A 17,409-nucleotide genomic window follows, 5' to 3' on the forward strand; every position below is an offset into this window, starting at 1 on the left:
GCCCTAGGCTGAGGGCGATATCCGGGCCCGGACGAGACCGGCCACGCTCCGCACAGTGCTGAAATTCTGCCGGGTCAATTCGCCTTCGGGCAACGCCACCCCGTATTCTTCCTCGATCAGGATGAGAAATTGCATGATGGCCATGGAATCCAGCCCCGAGTCGTAGAGATTGCTGTCCGCATTGAAGCCCGGTTGGGTCTCAAGGAGGCGTTCGCTGACGAGTTGGACGAGTTGTTGTTCCAGGGTTCCCTGTTGTGGAATGGGTTGCGTGGCCATCAGTTGCGCGCGGTGCTTAATGGATGACTCCGGGGCCGTCAAGACGCCAGTTGACTTAAGGCCGCCCGATTTTGTTCCACAGTGGCCGCACCCACCTCTACGCAACCGGCCCCAACCTTGGCCGGGTTCCACAAGGTTGGGCGTGGGGAAAATGTACGTAATATCACTATCTTTTTCCCAGCACGACGCGCCAGATCGCTTTTCAGGCGAAAAAGTTCATCACAAATGATCTGGTGCGACAGATTGACGGCGTGGGACATGCGCCGGGGCCGGCCGCCCTGACGTACCGCGAGTTCCTCCGGATTGGCCACGATGTGCACGAGAATGGTGTCGATTTCCGGATCGTCGACCCAGTGGTCGAACGGCAGGGCATTGGCCACCCCGCCGTCCCAGAACCAGTGATCCTCCACCGGACGGGTGGCGAAGACCCCGGGAAAGGCGCCGCTGGCGAGGATGAGTTCGGCCAGGGGGCCGGAGGTCACGGCCTCGCTGCGACCGGCGGAGAGATTGGTGACCGAGAGGGCCAGCTTGGGCGCCTGGCACTCCTCGATGCGCCGGGTGCCCAACTTCTCACGCAACAGGGCAGCGGCCCGTTCGCCGCGCAGGGCGCCGGTGTGACCGGGCAGATTCAAGATGGTGGCAAAGCCGCGCAAAGGCGCGCCAGGTTCGCGGAAGACCTTGCGTAGTTCCGGCGAGGCGAAGATCTGGAGCATCTCGTCGGGAGAAATGCCCGCGGCGAACAGTCCAGCGACAAGCGCCCCAGCTGAAGCCCCGCTCACCGCCACCGGGCGGACTCCCAAATTCAGCAACGCCCGCAAAAATCCCGCATGGGCAAAGTAACCCAGAAAGGAGGAATTCAGGCACAACGCCACGCGGTGCCCGCCGATCGATTTCGCTTCCCCGCTCATCGCGCCGCCCCCTCCCCGATGTCATCCTGAGCGGAGTGCCCCGGCGGCAAGGTGGCGGGGCACGCAGTCGAAGGACCCGGCCGCTTTACTGGCGAGCAGCGCCGGGTATTTCTTCGCTTTGTCGGTGACGATCGCAGGCCACTCCACCCCATTTCCAGCGCGAATCGCTGGTAAAGCGGCCGGATCCTTCGACTACGCGCTCCCTCCGCTGGCCCACGAGCGCTTCGCTCAGGATGACAGCCGTTTGTATGTTTCATCTGTGCCCTATGCATATCCTATCACCTCCAAGCGCAATGCCCGCAACGCCTGCGTAATCTCCTCGGCCATTGCCACCCGCGCGGCGGCGCGATCTGGGTCCATGCGCGGCGGAATTAGCTCTCCAAAGGCGACCGTCCAGGGTGTGTGCGCGCCAGGCAGCCAATTCGTCCATCGCCGGAATTGCTCCCCGCCCAGCACCACACACGGCAACACCGCCACCCCGGCCAATTGCGCCAGCTTACATACTCCGGAATCGATCCCGCCCGATGCGAGCACCGAGTCTTCATCGAAGCGCATGCCCCCTTCGGGAAAAATGCCCACGACCTCTCCGGCTTTGAGCAGCCGCGCCAGCTTGCGCACCGTCGTCGTGTCGACCTTGCTGCGATCCAGTGGCAGCGCGCCAAATGCGGTCAGAAACCAGCGCGCCAGCGGGTGGCGGAATATTTCCACGATGCTCAGCCAATGAATCATGCGAGGGGTCGCCGCGATGAGCAGCGGTGCATCGTAAGCGCAGGTGTGATTCGCCGCCAGCAGGCAAGCCCCGGTCGCCGGCACGCGCTCCGCGTGCAAAATGCGCGGCGTCGAAGCCAGGCGAAAGATGGCGGTCCCGAAGGCGCGCACCGCGCGGTAAAAAAGCTCACTACTCATTATGGCAGAATCGAGTCCTCGAGTCCGTAATCGCGCCGCAGGCGCGCGTAAAGCTCCACCATCGCTTTCTCGATGCGAGCCGCCATTTCCGCCCGGGCGGCGTGTTTGTCCGGGCCTTGCACCGGTTCGATGAAATCGCCGCACGCCAGCCACAGCCGCCCGCGCTTCGCCGGCAGCCAGGGGCCGACCGCGTTCAGCTTGTCGGTCCCGAGGATCACGCACGGCAGCACCGGACAATTCGCCCGCGTCGAGAGGAGGCAAACGCCGCGTTTGATCTTCGCGCCGCGCAACACCGATTCCTCGCCTGCCTTGATTTCCCCCTCGGGGAAGACGCCCACAACTTCTCCCTGCTTCAATCGCTCCAGCGCGGTTTTGATCGCCTTTACCGGCACGCCCTGCCGATTCACCGGAAAAGCGTGCATCACGTCGAGCAGGGCACGCGTCCAGCCACGCCGATAGAATTCGATCCGCGCCATCCAGCTCACCCGGCGGGGCAATTGCGAACCGACGCAGAACGGATCCAGGTGGCTCACATGACTGCAGGCCAGCAGCCAGCCACCGGGGCGTCGCGCCGCTTCGAGCCCGAAGGCCCGAATACGCATGGTGCAGAAAGCAATGCAGCGCAGTTTGAACCGCGCGATCCAATAGAACACGGCTTCAGACCAGTTGCTCGTCCGCGGGAATCACGAACGAATATCCCCGCTCCCGCAATTCATCGATCACCCGGAGAATGGCTTCATTACTGCGTTCGCGGCCCTCGTGCAGGAGCACGATCGCCCCGGGCGACACATTCGAGCGCACACGGCGGGCGACATCATCGGGATTGCAGGTCACCCCATCCTTCCCACGCACGCTCCAGCCCACGTAACGCATGCCGCGCCGCAACAGGGTCGGTTCAAGGAAGATATTCTTCAGCCCCACCGGCGAGCGGAACCAGCGGATGACCGATACGCCCGCGCTGCGGAGCGCTTCGTTGCAGGCGTCGATCTCATGGCGCAGCGGCCCCGGGCGTAACCACCAAAACAGATGCGCCGGGTGCGTCTGGGTGTGATTGGCCAGCGAATGCCCGGCCGCTACCAGCGCAGCGCCCACTTCCGGCTGCCGTTGCAGATTCCGGCCCTTCACGAAAAACGTCGCCTGCACTCCGCGGCGCGACATCTCCTCGCTCAGTCGCAGGCTGGCCTCGCCGTCGGGCCCGTCATCGATCGTCAACCACACCTCGCTGCCCTTGGGCCGGAAGCGCGTGGCCACCGCTACGAGCCATCCGCACGAGGGCGCGACGATCGCGTAGAAAAAGCAGGCATGCACGATCACGGCCGTCGCGACCAGCCACGGATACCGAAAGTGCGTGCCGAAGAGCACCAACGGCGCGGCAAAATTCGCTGTAAGCAGACACGGGCGAATCCAGGATGTGGGTGTGACAGGGGCGGGCACGGAGCGCGGAGCATAGACAACGTTTGAGCAACGCGAAAACTCTTAATCGTAATCTTACTCTTAATCTTAATCCCTCCGCGGACTTCGGAATCAGATTAAGATTACGATTAAGAGTAAGATTAAGAACAGAAGTAACGACTTCCGCCACCGCACGTTCCCATTGAGCAATGTCGCTCACCGTGTACTCTGCATCTCTCTCATGAACGAAATCTACGATGTCGCGATCATCGGTGGCGGCCCAGCGGGCAGCACAGCCGCCTGCCTGCTCGCCAGGGCCGGACGCCGCGTCGTGGTGCTCGAGCGCGAGAAATTCCCCCGCTTTCACATCGGCGAATCCCTTCTCCCCTACAGCATGCCGGTCTTCGATCGCCTCGGCATCCGCGAAGAGCTTGATCGCACCGCCCAGCCCAAGCACGGTGCCGAGCTCATCACCGCCTGCGGCACAAGCCACGTCATCTTCCACTTTCGCGACGGTTTCCGCCTCGCGCACCACCGCTCCTATCAGGTCGAGCGCGCTGGGTTTGACAAGCTGCTCCTCGACAATGCCGCGAAAAGCGGCGCCGAAATCCGCGAGGAAGTCGCCGTGCAGGGAGTCGATTTCGACGATGACGGCGCGACCGTCCGCCTCGCCGGGCCGGACGCCCCCACCCTGCGCACCCGTTATGTCATCGATGCCAGCGGCCGGCACACCGTCATCGGTGCGCAACAGGGGCTCAAGAAGAGCTACGCCCATCTCAATAAATTCGCCGTCTTCGCCCATTACGAAAACGTCCGCCGCCCACCCGGCGAGGATGGCTGCACATTGACGCGCATGGTCCGCGCCCGGGACCGGTGGTTCTGGGTCATCCCGCTCAGCGATACAAAGACCAGCATCGGAATGGTCACCGACACCACGAATTTCAAGCAGTGGAAGATGTCACCCGAGGACGCGCTGGAACTCGGCTTCCGCGAGCAACCGCATTTCACCGATATCCTCGCCTCTGCGAAGCGTGTGACCCCGGTCTATACCACCGGCGACTACAGCTACCGCAGCACGCGCCTCGTCGGCCCGCGCTGGATGCTGGCCGGCGATGCCGCCGGCTTCATCGATCCTGTCTTCAGCACCGGCGTCTTCCTGGCCATCGCCTCGGGTGAACAGGCGGCGGATGCCATCCACATTTCGCTCGATCGTCCGGGAAAAAGGGCGGGCCTTTTCGCGGTCTACGAGAAGCGCTTGAACCGCGTGATGGATCTCTATCTACGGTTCGTGAATTCCTGGTATCAGCACGAGTTCATCGAAGTCATCAGCTCGCCGACCCGGCACTTTCAGCTTCCAGAAGCCGTCAACGCCGTGCTCGCCGGCAATATCAATGGCGGCTTCGCCGTATGGTGGCGCATGCAGCTTTTCTATCTCGTCGTTTTCCTGCAGCGTTTCGCCACGCTCGTGCCCCGCCTCAGCCTCATTCCCACACCCACGACTTCGACCTCCACCGCCCCAACCGCCTCGACATGCGTTCCCTGATTTTCACCGGCCTCCTTGCGCTGGCTGTGCTGCTCACCGGCTGCCAGACGCCGCATTCCTTTTCGAAGCCCGATGCCTCGTGGAAGGCGCATATCGGCCAGTTGAAATTCTCCAATCGCAAGCGCACGCTCATCGGCGACGTGGTGGTGCAACAACGCGGCAAGGATGAGTTCCAGCTCGATTTTATCAAGGGCGGCGGGCTGCCGCTGATGTCCGTGCGCCAGGATGCCGCGACTTCGCGCGCCGAGGGCATCCTCGTCCACGGCTCCTGGCAGGGCGCGCCCGGCTCGGCTCCACTCCCCCTGCGCCCGTGGCTCAAACTGCGCGATTCCTTCGCCCAGCCGAATGCGCCGCACACCCAGGCGAAATACAGCGGCGGCCAGCTCGGCATGTTGTTCGTGGATTTTCCGAACGACAATCAGCGCTTCGTCTTTCAGTTCAGCCGCTAGGGCGCACTCGGTTTGCGCATGAGTTTGGATCGCACGTTCGCCCGCATCGTCACGCACCATCGCCTCGCCCTCGGCCTTGCCGTGGTCGCGATGCTCATTGCCGCGCTGCTCACCATTCGTTTCCGCGTCCATTTCGCCTCGGACGTGCTCGATCTGCTGCCGCAGCAATTCGAGGCGGTGAAAGCGTTCAAAGTCTTTGACCGCGAATTCAGCCAGGCGCGTGAGCTCACCATCGGCCTGCTCGACGAGACCGGCCAGGTGGATCTCGACGCGTTCTCCGAGCATTTTTCCGAGAAGCTTCGTGAGGAACCATGGATCGCCCGCGTGATGGATCGCTCGCCGCTGGAATCGCCCGGCGGACTCGAAGCCGCGCGTGCGCTCGCCCTGCCGCTGCTGCTCAATCTCGACACGCCGGATTTCGACCAGGCTCTGCACGCCGTGGCCCCGGACGAAATCGCCGCGCGCTTGAAAAAGTTGCACGGGGAATTGGAGGCCGGCTCGCCCAAGGCGGAGTTTCAGTTGGATTTCGATCCGCTCGGTCTCGTCGCCCCTGCGCTCAAGCCGCTCGGCAGTTCCTTTTCCATCGAGCAAACGCGCCCGCTCGCCTCGCCCGATGGCACGCTGCGCATCGTGCTCGCGAAAACGAAGCAGACCGATCTCGGCGCGAAGACCTGCCAGGAGATCATGGACAAGGTCGAGGATTTCAAAAAGCGCGTGCTGGCCGATTGGAGCGGGCCCGCGCCGAAGATTCTCGTCACCGGCCGCACACCTTACGTCGGTGAACTCTCCCGCACCATGGGCAGTGATGTCATCTCGACGGTGGTTGGTTCCGTGGTGCTGGTCACCGCGGTGTTCCTCCTCGGTTTTCGCCGCATTCGCCCGCTCTTTTCCATCATGGTTGTGCTCGCGCTTTGCTGCGTCATCGCCGTGGCACTCGGCGCGCTCGTCTTCCGCGAGCTGAACATGATCACCATCGGCCTATGCTCGATCCTCATCGGTCTCGGGGTCGACTTCGGCATGATGCTCTACGCCGTCTACGAGCGCGAACGCGAGACCGGTGGGGACCATGAGGCAGCCATCGCCGCCGCCATTCGCAGCCAGGGCAAGGGCGTCTTCTTCGGTTCGCTCACCACTGCGGCCGCCTTCCTCTGCTTCCTGCGCAGCCAGTCCACCGGCTTCGAGCAACTCGGCGTCCTCATCGCTTTTGGCATCCTCTGCGCCGGGCTTTTCATGGCCACGGTTTTCTTCGGCTTCATCGGCGGGAAATTTCGCGTAAAAGGGGCTGACTGGCTCTGGACCGGTGGCGCCCATTTCGTCCGCTTCGTGCATCGTTCGCCGCGGGCCTTTTTCCTCTGCTTCGCCGCGCTGCTCTGCGGGTGCGCGGTCTTCGCCTTCCTGCCGATCGGCCGGGTGCAATTCGATGCGAATCCCAGGTCGCTGGAGCCGAAGGACAGCCGCGCGGGCATCGCCTTGCGAACGATTCAATCGAAGATGCCCATCGCCGCCGAACCCGTCATCGTCCTGCTCCGCAGCGCCAATGCGGAGCAGTTCCATGACGGCTGGGCAAAACTGCAGGCCTCGTGGACGAATCTGGTCGCGGAGAAAAAGATCCGCTCGGCCGCCTCGCCCGCCGCGCTCGCCATCTCCCCGGCGCGTCTGTCGGCAAATGCCGCGCGGCTTCAGTCGATCGACTTTGCCGCCTCGCGCACGGCCCTGACCAACACCATCACCGCCGAGGGACTGAGCGCCGATGCCTTCAAGCCGGCCTTCGCCACGCTCGACTCCCTCAAGGCCATCGCCCACGGTGACCGGCAGCGCGCTCGATTGGGCGCCAGGCGCTGCCCGAGGGATTCCACCTGGTGGTTTCGTGCTCGATCGCTTCTTTTCGCGCGATCCAAATCTCGGCGCCCGCTTACATCACACCAAATCACACGCTCTCCTCCTTCGCGGAAAAGGAGCAGCTTCGGAAAGAGATCGAGTCCGCGCCAGGTGCCGGTGCTGATTTCCGGGCTGGAGCTACACCCTGCAGGACCTCGTGCCGTTGTTCGAAGGGCAAGCTCACCGAGCTCTCCATCATCATGGTGGTCTTCAATGTCCTTCTCCTGCTTTTCCTTTATCGTCGCGCTTTCCCGCTTTTCATTCTCATGCTTAGCCTCGCGCTTTCCATCGCTGCGCTCGTGACGACGCTTGAAGCTTTTTGCCATCCCTCTCAATATGTTCAATGTTCTCGCCTTCCCCCTCGTGCTCGGCGTGGGCGTGGACTACGGCATCTACATCGTCATCGCCATGCGGCAGGAGGGGCAGCAGGAGAGCAATCTCGCCACCGTGGTGAAGCCCGTGCTGCTCAGCGGACTCTGCACCACTTGCGGTTTCGGTTCCCTCGCCTTCGCCGCCAATCCCGCCCTGCGCAGCCTCGGCTCCGTGTGTGCCATCGGCGTCGCGTGGTGTCTCTTTGCAACGCTGTGCTTCGTCCTGCCGGCCTATGCCTGGCGGGGGGCCAAATAGCCCGGCATGCGCGACTCGCTTTACACCATCGGCGGTTTCAAGCTGGCCTTCATCCTGGCGCGCCTGCTTCCGCGCTCGGTCAACCGGCGCCTCGCCGGGCGCATCGGCCTCGCGGCTTACGCGCGGAGCCCGGAGGCCCAATCGGCGCTGCATTCCAATCTTCATCTCGTCACCGGTCAGAATGGCGAAACGCTCGACGCGCTCTGCGCAAAGAACGTCGTCAACTTCAGCCGCATGCTCGCGGATTACTTCATCTGCGCCGGCTCGGATGCCGCGAAGGAAGCGGCCGCGCTGTTGCGTCACGATAACGGTGAGCAACATCTCACCGCGGCGCGCGCCCCGGGCAAAGGCGTGATCGTGGTCACCGGTCATCTCGGCCATTGGGAGCTCGGCGGACTCATGCTGGCGCTGCTCGGCTTACCGCTGACCGTCGTCACGCTCGAGGAGCCGAGCTCCGAACTGACCCGCTGGCGCGAAGCCTGCCGCCGCCAACTCGGCATCAAGACCATCACCGTCGGTCCCACCTATCCCTTCGCCTTCGTGGAAATGATGCAGACCCTGCGGCGCAATGAGCTCATCGCCATGCTGGTCGACCGTCCGTACGAAGGCAGCGGCGCCTGCGTGGAACTCTTTGGCCACAAGACGGAATTCTCCACCGCCCCCGCCCTGCTCGCCCACCACACCGGCGCCAGCATCCTTCCCGCCTTTGTCGTCCTCGATGAAGACGGCGGCTACAGCACCATGGCCGAGCCGCCGATCCCGATGGAGACCGAGGGCGATCCGCACCAGACGCTCCTCAGCAACACCCAACGCATTGCGACTGTCTTCGAAGGCATCATCCGCCGCTACCCGGACCAGTGGTTTAACTATGTCCCGATCTGGAAGGGACAACAAGCTTCCGAAACCACACCGGCCGTGCCAGATGAGTCGCGCATAGCACCCTCGCCTCCTTAACGCCGCGTAGAATTTTTGGCCCGCGAATCACGCAAATAACACGAATGAGGGCAGATCATTCGCGTCATTCGGGTGATTCGCGGGTCACTTTCCCTTCCCTGTCTTTTCGCATGTTCGTGGCTCCCCTTTTGGTGGCGGCTCCGCCGCGCTGGGCCCTCGGTGTTTAAATGAGCCCTGATCCCGGATTTCGGCCTCGTCCATACAAACGTCAATCAGGCCGCACACGAATCTTCGGCACTGATTTTCACCTTTTCCACCTTGCTCTCGCGCGTTCTCTCCCGCCCAATGCACGCTCTTCCGCCTCCGCCCACCTTCATGCGCACCGCCCTCGCCCTTTGTTTTCTGCTGCTCACGCTTTCCCTCCGGGCCGCTGACCTCACCGCTCCCGAAACGCAGGCGTTGCTGAAAAATCTGCAGGAGCATCGCGCCAAATACCCATCGCTCTCCGCGGATTTCGTCGAGGAACGCACCTCCCATCTGCTCAACAAGCCGATCAGCAGCGAGGGTAACATCGCCTTCCAGGTTCCGAATAAATTCCGCCGCGAAGTGATCGGCAAAAGCCCGAGCATCACGGTGAGCAACGGCCAGAAACTCTGGATCTATTATCCGAATTTCAAGGAAGCCGAGCTCTACACTCTCGGGCAGAAGGCCTTCTTCGACGATTCCATCGCCGCCCTTACCGCCGGTCTCAATTTCCAGCGTGTGGATCAATACTACAGCGTGAAAGCCGCGCACGAAGACCACGGTTACCGTCTTTTCCTCACCCCGCGTGGAAGTGGTCTGCGGCGCATGGTCAAGGAACTCACCGTCTGGGTCGACGATGAATACAAGATCGATCGCAGTGAGACCATTCTCCCGAAGGGCGACCGCATCGTAACGATCTACAAAAACCAGCGTCCGACCCCGCTCTCCCCAGGCACCTTCGATTTTACCCCTCCTGCTGACGCGCACATCTCGCAGCCGCTCGGAAAGTAAGCGGAGGCTCGGAGGCGATATTCGGAGGGAGGCGCTCCTGCGCGATCCCACTCTGTCTTCCACCTCTGGACCACGAAAATGGGGACGCGCAGGAGCGCATCCCTCCGACGATTTCGCCCTCCTGCTTCGTCCTCACCGATTTGCGCCGTAGGCATCGCGCAAGACCTGCATCGTGTGCCGGATGCGGATCGGAGAACCCAGCTTCGCGAGATGCACCCGCAGTTGGGTGAGACAACCGATGTTGCCCGAGACGACGACATCGGCGCGGGTCGCGATCACAGCTTGGGCTTTCTTCTTACCGAGCGAAGCCGCGATCTCTGGTTGGTCGATATTGTAGGTACCCGCGCTGCCGCAGCAGATCTGCGCATCGTGCAATTCGCAAAGCTCCACGCCGGGGATGGCGCGCAACAACTGGCGCGGCTCGCGGCGGACGCCTTGGGCATTGGCGAGATGACAGGCGTCGTGATAGGCGATCTTCAAAGAGTCAGCATGGTTCGCGGGAAATTCGCGTAATCCCAAGCGCTGCAGAAACACGCTCACATCGAGCACGCGTTTACGGAACTCCTCAGCCCGCGCTTCCTCCGGGGTGCCGCGCAGGATGAGATGATATTCGTGCATCGCTGAACCACACCCGGCCGCGTTGGTCAGGATCGCATCCACATTGGATGGAAACGCCGCCAGATTGCGCCGCGCAAAAGCCTGCGCCGAACGCAGATCGCCCGTGTGCCACGCCAGCCCACCGCAGCATCCCTGCCCCGCGGGCACGACGACTTCCACTCCATTGCGCGCCAGCACTTCGATCGTCGCGGTGTTGATATCGGGCTCGAGCACCTGCTGCGCGCAACCGGCCAGCAACGCCACCCGCGCCCGCCGTTCGCCCTGCGCCGGCGTGACCACCGGCCAATGCTGCGCCGGCGGCAGTTCCTCTGGAACCAAATCCAGCATTGATCGGAACGGCGCGGGCAGCACTCCGACTATTCCTCCCATCTTTCCTATCCTTCCCATCCACGCCGCGAAACGGAACCGCTCCGGAAACGGAATCGTCTGACCGACGATAAATCGCCGCAGCTTTTCGCCCCACGAGCGCCGCATTCCTGCCTGCATCTGCGCGCGAAACGGCGAGATGAGATCGCGGTAGGGCACGCCACTCGGGCAAGCGGGTTCGCAAGCGAGGCATCCCAGGCAGCGATCCACATGCGGCTGCGCGGCTTCGAGCGGCAGCGTGCCTTCGAGCACTTCCTTCATCAGCACGATACGCCCTCGCGGCGTGTCCATTTCCTGTCCCAGTTCGCGATAGGTCGGGCACGCGGCGAGGCAGAAGCCGCAATGCACGCACGTCTCCACCGCGTGGGTCATCGGGGCGCCGAGCGGGCCGAGCTTTTCGGTTGGAATCTGGTGCAGCATCAGTCGTCGAGGGGGGGAAAACGATTCACGGGATCGAGCGCTTGCTTGACCGCTTGCGCGATAGCTGGCCGCGAACGCACACCGAGCCAGAGGGGCGCCTCGCCGCGGAGCGTGACCCCGGAGAGACCGGCCTTGCACAATCGTTCGTCCAACTCGCCGGCCTCCCCCGAAACGAAGGCGAAATTTCCGCCGGCGCTCAGATGACAACGCAGGCCCTCCAGTGTCGCGATCTTTGCCGGTGACACAGCGACTTTAATCAGCGATGCACCGGGATTCACCCAACGAAATTCACGCAGCGCCGTCCACGGATCCTCCGACACGATCTCGCCTGGCCAGCGGGCGAAGATTTCCCGGCTGAGCGTTTTCAACGCTGCCTCGGGGCCACACAAACGCGCCAACATGTCCGTTTCTCCCGGAGCAATGTCGAGCGCATCGAATTCGAAACGTGAATTCGCCGTCTCGCTCAGGATCTGTGAACCGCCGCGCAGTCTGAGCGTGAGCGCGGTTGGCGGACGCGGAAACACCTTGAACGTCATTTCTGCGAGCACGCCAAAACGCCCCAGGCTGCCGACGAAGAATTTCGGCAAATCGAATCCGGCGGCATTTTTCACCACCTTTCCACCCATGCGCAGGAGACGTCCGGTACCATCGACAAAGCGGACACCCAAAACGAAATCGCGCAGGCCGCCGTAGCGAAAGCGTCCCGGTCCGCTCACCCCGGCAGCCACCGTCCCGCCCAGAGTCGCGCCAGCATCGACCAGCATCGGATCGAAGGGCAAATATTGCCCACGCTCGGCCAATGCGTCCGCGATTTCTCCAAGCGGAGTGCCCGCCGCCGCGGTGAAGGTGAATTCGCTCGGATCGTATTCCTTGATTCCTCGCAAACCCGCCATGGAGATTCGCACCGCCTCCACCTGCGATAGCCGGGGCTTCGTGCCCGCGCCGACGGCAATCACGCGCGGGGTGGATCGAACAGCTTCAACGAGTTCCTCAGCGGAAGTGGGCGTGAGGACCGTATTCATTCGCGCGAAATGACGCCGGCCTTTTCCAGCGGATGCAGTCCGTGATGTTGCAACGACGGCGCTTCGGCGCTGGGAAACATCTTGCCCGGATTGGCGATGCCGAGTGGATCGAAGGCGGCTCGCAGCCGGCGCATGCAGTCGATCTCGTCCGGGGAAAACATCGCCGGCAGATAGTCGCGTTTTTCCATGCCCACACCGTGCTCGCCAGTAATCGAGCCGCCCATCTCCACACACATCTTCAGGATTTCGCCCGCCAACGCTTCGGCCTGTTGTAACTCGCCGGGCACGCGCCCGTTGAAAAGAATCAGCGGATGCAGATTGCCGTCGCCCGCGTGAAAAACATTCGCCACGCGCAATCCCGACTTGCGGGCCAGATCGCCAATGCGCCGCAAAGCTTCTCCCAAGCGGCGTCGCGGGACGACCCCATCCTGCACGATGAAATCCGGTGACAAGCGCCCCACCGCGCTGAAGGCGCTCTTGCGTCCCTTCCAAATCGCCATGCGCTCCTCCGCGTCACGCGCCGGCCGCGCCTCCACTGGTTGGCTGGCGGCGATGATTTGGTCGAGCCGCTCACGATCGGCCGCGACTACCTCGCGCGGACCTTCGAGTTCCACAATGAGCACCGCCTCGCATCCCGGCGGATACTCCGCGTGCACGGCGGCCACCGCCGCTTCCAGCGCGAGCGCGTCCATGATTTCAATCGCGCCCGGCAACAACCCGCTGGCGATCACCGCTGACACTGCATCGCCCGCCTGCTCCAGGGTGCGATATCCCGCGAGCACCGTGTGATAGCATTCCGCACGCGGTAGCAATTGCAGCGTGATCTCCAGCGCGATACCGAAGAGCCCTTCGTTGCCGGTGAAAAGTCCGCACCAATCCGGCCCCACCGTTTCGCGGCTCGGCCCACCCCACTCCACGACTTCGCCCGTAGCCAGTACTGCCTTGATGCCCAGCACATGATTGGCCGTCATTCCGTACTTCAGGCAATGCGCGCCGCCGGAGTTGAACGCCACATTACCTCCGACGGTGCAGATCGACTGGCTGGACGGATCAGGCGCGTAATGCAATCCGTGGACCATCGCCGTGGCGGTGACATCCAGGTTCACCACCCCGGGTTCCACCACCGCGAGGCGCTGCGCGGGATCGAGCCTCAAAATGCGATTCAGCCGATTCAGCGCGACCACGATCCCACCCTCCACCGGCAGCGAACCACCCGACAGACTCGTCCCGCTGCCTCGCGCGACGAACGGCAACTTTTCGGCATGGCAAAAGCGCACGAGCGCGATCACTTCCTCCGCCGTCTCGGGAATGACGACGGCGGAAGGACGAACGCGAAAAGCGGTGAGCCCATCGCTCTCATAGGCGGCAAGCTGCTCCGGCCGCTCGAGGAATCGCCCCGGCGGCATCATCGCCGCAAGGCGCTGAAGCACGGCCGCAGTCATGCAGCAAAGCTAGCGCAGGATTTCTTTCAACGCAGCCAGCAAGAGATCCACGTTGCGCAGCGTGGCGCCGTGGCCCATCAGGCCGATGCGCCAGGCCTTGCCGGCCATGACGCCCAAGCCCGAGCCGATCTCAATACCATACTCCTCGAGCAACCGTTTGCGCGCCGCCGCGTCGTCCTTACCGTCGGGAATGTAGACGCAATTCAACGTGTGCAGCGAACGCTTCGGCACGTAGGAAATGCCCATCGCCTCGAGTCCGGCCCGCAGCCGTTTATGCATCTGCTCATGCCGGGCAATGCGGTTCTCCAGGCCTTCCTCCAGCACGATCCCCAGCGCTTCGTGCAGCGCGTAGGTCATATTCACCGGCGCGGTGTGATGATACACGCGACCACCACCACCACCGCCGCCGCCCAGATAGTATTTCCGCAGCATCGAGACATCGAGATACCAGGATTGCACCTTCGTCTTGCGCGCATCCATGCGCGCCAGCGCGCGTTCGCCGAAGCTCACCGGCGCCAGGCCCGGCGGGCAACTCAGGCACTTTTGCGTGCCGCTGAAAATCGCATCGATCCCCCAGTCATCCACGCGCACATCGTGTCCGCCGAGGCTCGTCACCGCATCGACCACGAGCAGCGCGCCCTGCGCATGCACCGCATCGGCAAAACCCTCCAGCGACTGATGCACACCGGTGCTCGTCTCCGCATGCACGATGGTTACGACCTTCGCCTTCGGGTGCTCGGCCAGCGCCGCCTTCACCTGCTCGAGCGAGATCACTTCGCCCCACGGCGCCTCCACCACATGCACCGTCGCACCGCAGCGCTCGATCACATCCTTCATGCGCGCGCCGAAGACGCCGTTGATGCAGACGATCGCTTCATCTCCCGGCTCGATGAGATTCGTCGCGATGCACTCCATGCCCGCCATCCCCGTCCCGCTCACCGGAAAGGTCAGCGCATTCTTCGTCCGAAAGACCTCGCGCAACCGCGCGCAAGTCTCATCCATGATCGCGAGATATTGCGGATCGAGATGCCCGAGCGTCGGCGCCCCGAGCGCCCGCAATACGCGTTGCGGCACCGGACTGGGGCCAGGCCCGAGGAGAAGACGTTCAGCAGGAAAAGCAGTGGAGGGAGAGGAAGTCATAGAGGGAATCGCCCCGGCGTTTCGCGAGGCGAACCAATCCAATGCCGGAACTTCCCAGCGCAAACAAGCCCGGGATGAAGAACCTTGGCGTGAACGACCTCCTCCGCCCTCGCCTAGGCGATGCGCGAGGTCAGGCCGCCGTCGATCGTGATGGTGTCGCCGGTGATGTAGTCGTTCTTCACCAGCATCAGGATCGCGTCGCCCACTTGCTCGGAAGTGCCTTCGCGATGCAGCGGGATCCGATGTTCGAGGTTCAGCTTCTTCTGCTCGGCACTCATGTGTTCGTGGAATTTCGTGCGGATGACACCGGGAGCGATGCAGTTTACGCGGATGTTGTCATTCGCCAGTTCGCGGGCCAGCGCACGCGTCATCTGCGGCAGCGCGCCCTTCACTGTCTGGTAGGCGAGGCTGCCCATCACGCCGAGTTTCCCGGCGGTGGAAGAGATGAGAATGATCGCACCTTCCCTGCCCTTGCGCATGTGGGGCACGGCGACGCGAGACAGATGATAGACGGCGTGCACGTGCACGTCGAAGGCGGCATTCCAGGCTTCCGGCGTCACTTCCGACAGGCCGCCCGGCACCGCTCCACCAGCGGCGTGGACGAGCACGTCCAGTCCACCCAGCGCGTTGGCCGCCTGGGTGACCATGCGTTCGCAATCCGCAGCCTGGCCGCAATCTCCCACGATCACTTCGCAACGCACGCCGAGCTTTTCGATCTCGCGCTTGGTGCACTCGGCATCTTCATCGGCATGACGTGAAGAGATGGCGACGTTCGCCCCTTCACGGGCGAGAGCAATGGCCGTGGCGGCGCCGATGCCGCGACTACCGCCAGTGACGAGAGCTGTTTTGTTTTTAAGTTGCATGGGGATGAATGGGGTAAGAAACGGCCGCAGCGGATCTCACTCCGCGCGCCAGTCGTCGAAACAACCCGGAAGCAGGAATCCTGACAAGCGGAATACCGCCGCGTGCCCGGCACTCACCCTCCAACTCACGAACGAAGCGCTTGGGCAGCCTCCGCGACCCGCAGTAGCTCCGCTTGCAGACGTGGAAGAACGTCGAGCGCCTCCGGAACACGATTCTCTTGCGCCAGCTTTTCCACCTGCACGCAGAACTCGATCAACCGGTGCGCACCGAAATTACCGGCTGCCCCACGCAGCCGATGCGCGCTCTGCAAAAGCTGGCTCGCGCTCTTTTCGCTCGCCGCGGTCTTCAGTTCATTCTCCGCTCGCTCCAGGTCCTCATGGAAATACTCGACGTATTGCGGGAAGAAATCCTTTCCACCGTGTCGCGCTTCGACCCGAAGCCGGGCCACGACATCGCCATCGATCGGCTCCGGTTCTGTCGATTTGTTGGGAGAAGCATCCATGGAAATGTCACGACGCGCCCACGCGCTCGGCGATCTCTCGAATGCTCCGGGTCACCGGCACGCGCTGGCCATTCGATAACACAGCGCAATCGCCGCCACCCGGCGATGTTTCGAGCGCTTTGATGCGAGTCAGATTGACGATTGCCGACCGACTCATGCGCATGAATCGCTCCGGCGGAAGCTGGGCTTCGAGCGCGCTCATGGTTTCGCGAATCATGTGATTCTTCCCGCCAACGTGAAAGATCGCGTAGTTGCCCGCCGCCTCCACCCAGTCAATTTGCCCGGCATCGACGAAGGCCACCCGGCCGCCGCTGCGCACGACGAAACGCGGGCTTTCCGACAGCGCGGCGCTCTCCGTTGCCCGATGCGGCGATTCCGACTCCAGTTCGCGAGCGTTCATTCGTTCGCGCACGCGCAGGAGCGCTTTCGCCAGTCGTTCAGGCGAGAACGGCTTCAGCAAATAATCGAGCGCGCAGGCCTCGAAGGCCCGCACGGCATGGTCATCGTAAGCCGTCACGAAAACGACCAGCGGTTCGGGTTTCTGCTCGAGGCGATCCAGTAACTCAAACCCATCCATCCCCGGCATATTGATATCAAGAAAAAGGACATCCGCCGGCTGGGCCTGCAAAAATGCCAGAGCCTCGAGTCCGTCGGCACATTCGCCGATGACTTTCATATCCGGCTCTCGTTCCAATAGCTGCCGAAGACGATGACGACCGATGCGTTCATCGTCGACGAGGAGGACACGGATTTGTTTCATTCGCAGGAAAGCTTCGCATTACCTCCAGACGAAAGGCGAGTAGGTGCGAAGTAAATTGCTAAGAATTTCATGTCTGCACGATAAAAGTGAAGAGGCGCAGAGAAAATTAGTATCACTCTCGGTGTTTTTCCCCAAGTTTTTGCAGCGAAAATCGCCAGTGATCTGTCGCGAAATTATCCAGAGATTCGGGACGAATCCACTCATTTCCGGGACGAGGTAAAGGTCGATAAAAACTCGTCCCAAATTGGCGGTAACTCGTCCCAATTCGGATGCGTGAAACTGAGTGCATGGCGTTACTCCCATGACCCTCATTCTGGTTTTTCACGATGCCGCGCACAGCACTCCCTCCCAAACTTTCGTCCCGCAC

18 protein-coding genes are annotated in these 17,409 nt (G+C 62.6%); 6 read left to right on the forward strand and 12 right to left on the reverse strand.

The window, feature by feature from the left end:
- Nucleotides 1–3: 3 nt before the first annotated feature.
- The 5 genes from CFE428DRAFT_RS04505 to CFE428DRAFT_RS04525 form a co-directional block, all read right to left on the reverse strand.
- On the reverse strand, nt 4–276 hold the full coding sequence (locus CFE428DRAFT_RS04505) for an acyl carrier protein (RefSeq protein ID WP_006978264.1): 273 nt from the start codon (nt 274–276) through the stop codon (nt 4–6).
- A 38-nt stretch (nt 277–314) separates the two neighbouring features.
- On the reverse strand, nt 315–1,184 hold the full coding sequence (locus CFE428DRAFT_RS04510; protein ID WP_006978265.1) for a patatin-like phospholipase family protein: 870 nt from the start codon (nt 1,182–1,184) through the stop codon (nt 315–317).
- A 264-nt stretch (nt 1,185–1,448) separates the two neighbouring features.
- Nucleotides 1,449–2,090, reverse strand: a complete 642-nt coding sequence (locus CFE428DRAFT_RS04515) for a lysophospholipid acyltransferase family protein (protein ID WP_006978266.1) — start codon at nt 2,088–2,090, stop codon at nt 1,449–1,451.
- Nucleotides 2,090–2,743 carry a lysophospholipid acyltransferase family protein gene (locus tag CFE428DRAFT_RS32955; RefSeq protein WP_006978267.1) on the reverse strand — a complete coding sequence of 218 codons (654 nt, stop codon included), beginning with the start codon at nt 2,741–2,743 and terminating at the stop codon, nt 2,090–2,092. The genes CFE428DRAFT_RS04515 and CFE428DRAFT_RS32955 overlap by 1 nt, the downstream gene beginning before the upstream one ends.
- 4 nt (nt 2,744–2,747) lie before the next feature.
- On the reverse strand, nt 2,748–3,524 hold the full coding sequence (locus tag CFE428DRAFT_RS04525) for a polysaccharide deacetylase family protein (protein WP_042724372.1): 777 nt from the start codon (nt 3,522–3,524) through the stop codon (nt 2,748–2,750).
- A 199-nt stretch (nt 3,525–3,723) separates the two neighbouring features.
- Between CFE428DRAFT_RS04525 and CFE428DRAFT_RS04530 the strand changes: the two genes are divergently transcribed.
- The 6 genes from CFE428DRAFT_RS04530 (at nt 3,724) to CFE428DRAFT_RS04555 (ending at nt 9,908) form a co-directional block, all read left to right on the forward strand.
- Complete coding sequence (locus CFE428DRAFT_RS04530) at nt 3,724–5,025, forward strand: NAD(P)/FAD-dependent oxidoreductase (protein ID WP_006978269.1); 1,302 nt, start codon at nt 3,724–3,726, stop codon at nt 5,023–5,025.
- Nucleotides 5,013–5,474 carry a hypothetical protein gene (locus CFE428DRAFT_RS04535; RefSeq protein ID WP_006978270.1) on the forward strand — a complete coding sequence of 154 codons (462 nt, stop codon included), beginning with the start codon at nt 5,013–5,015 and terminating at the stop codon, nt 5,472–5,474. The genes CFE428DRAFT_RS04530 and CFE428DRAFT_RS04535 overlap by 13 nt, the downstream gene beginning before the upstream one ends.
- A gap of 18 nt (nt 5,475–5,492) precedes the next feature.
- The gene (locus CFE428DRAFT_RS04540) at nt 5,493–7,655 is read left to right on the forward strand and encodes an MMPL family transporter (RefSeq protein WP_006978271.1); all 2,163 of its coding nucleotides are present in this window, start codon (nt 5,493–5,495) and stop codon (nt 7,653–7,655) included.
- Between the two features lie 33 nt (nt 7,656–7,688).
- Nucleotides 7,689–7,979 (forward strand): MMPL family transporter, encoded by a 291-nt coding sequence (locus tag CFE428DRAFT_RS04545; protein ID WP_006978272.1) that lies wholly within the window; start codon nt 7,689–7,691, stop codon nt 7,977–7,979.
- A gap of 6 nt (nt 7,980–7,985) precedes the next feature.
- Nucleotides 7,986–8,933 carry a lysophospholipid acyltransferase family protein gene (locus CFE428DRAFT_RS04550; RefSeq protein WP_006978273.1) on the forward strand — a complete coding sequence of 316 codons (948 nt, stop codon included), beginning with the start codon at nt 7,986–7,988 and terminating at the stop codon, nt 8,931–8,933.
- A gap of 315 nt (nt 8,934–9,248) precedes the next feature.
- On the forward strand, nt 9,249–9,908 hold the full coding sequence (locus tag CFE428DRAFT_RS04555; protein WP_006978274.1) for a LolA family protein: 660 nt from the start codon (nt 9,249–9,251) through the stop codon (nt 9,906–9,908).
- A gap of 132 nt (nt 9,909–10,040) precedes the next feature.
- Here CFE428DRAFT_RS04555 and CFE428DRAFT_RS04560 read toward each other — a convergent pair whose 3' ends face one another.
- From CFE428DRAFT_RS04560 to CFE428DRAFT_RS04590, 7 genes are all read right to left on the reverse strand, one after another.
- The gene (locus CFE428DRAFT_RS04560; protein WP_006978275.1) at nt 10,041–11,312 is read right to left on the reverse strand and encodes a (Fe-S)-binding protein; all 1,272 of its coding nucleotides are present in this window, start codon (nt 11,310–11,312) and stop codon (nt 10,041–10,043) included.
- Nucleotides 11,312–12,334 carry an FAD-binding protein gene (locus CFE428DRAFT_RS04565; protein ID WP_006978276.1) on the reverse strand — a complete coding sequence of 341 codons (1,023 nt, stop codon included), beginning with the start codon at nt 12,332–12,334 and terminating at the stop codon, nt 11,312–11,314. Before CFE428DRAFT_RS04565 ends, CFE428DRAFT_RS04560 begins: the two co-directional genes overlap by 1 nt.
- Nucleotides 12,331–13,776, reverse strand: coding sequence for an FAD-linked oxidase C-terminal domain-containing protein (locus tag CFE428DRAFT_RS04570; RefSeq protein ID WP_006978277.1), 1,446 nt, complete (start codon nt 13,774–13,776; stop codon nt 12,331–12,333). The genes CFE428DRAFT_RS04565 and CFE428DRAFT_RS04570 overlap by 4 nt, the downstream gene beginning before the upstream one ends.
- A 9-nt stretch (nt 13,777–13,785) precedes the next feature.
- Nucleotides 13,786–14,916 carry a pyridoxal-phosphate-dependent aminotransferase family protein gene (locus tag CFE428DRAFT_RS04575; protein WP_006978278.1) on the reverse strand — a complete coding sequence of 377 codons (1,131 nt, stop codon included), beginning with the start codon at nt 14,914–14,916 and terminating at the stop codon, nt 13,786–13,788.
- A 113-nt stretch (nt 14,917–15,029) separates the two neighbouring features.
- Nucleotides 15,030–15,779 carry an SDR family NAD(P)-dependent oxidoreductase gene (locus CFE428DRAFT_RS04580; protein ID WP_006978279.1) on the reverse strand — a complete coding sequence of 250 codons (750 nt, stop codon included), beginning with the start codon at nt 15,777–15,779 and terminating at the stop codon, nt 15,030–15,032.
- A gap of 125 nt (nt 15,780–15,904) precedes the next feature.
- Nucleotides 15,905–16,282, reverse strand: coding sequence for an Hpt domain-containing protein (locus CFE428DRAFT_RS04585; RefSeq protein ID WP_006978280.1), 378 nt, complete (start codon nt 16,280–16,282; stop codon nt 15,905–15,907).
- A 7-nt stretch (nt 16,283–16,289) separates the two neighbouring features.
- Nucleotides 16,290–17,042 (reverse strand): LytR/AlgR family response regulator transcription factor, encoded by a 753-nt coding sequence (locus CFE428DRAFT_RS04590; protein ID WP_006978281.1) that lies wholly within the window; start codon nt 17,040–17,042, stop codon nt 16,290–16,292.
- Nucleotides 17,043–17,409: the final 367 nt, after the last annotated feature.

The organism is Chthoniobacter flavus Ellin428, assembly GCF_000173075.1.
Taxonomy (GTDB): domain Bacteria; phylum Verrucomicrobiota; class Verrucomicrobiia; order Chthoniobacterales; family Chthoniobacteraceae; genus Chthoniobacter; species Chthoniobacter flavus.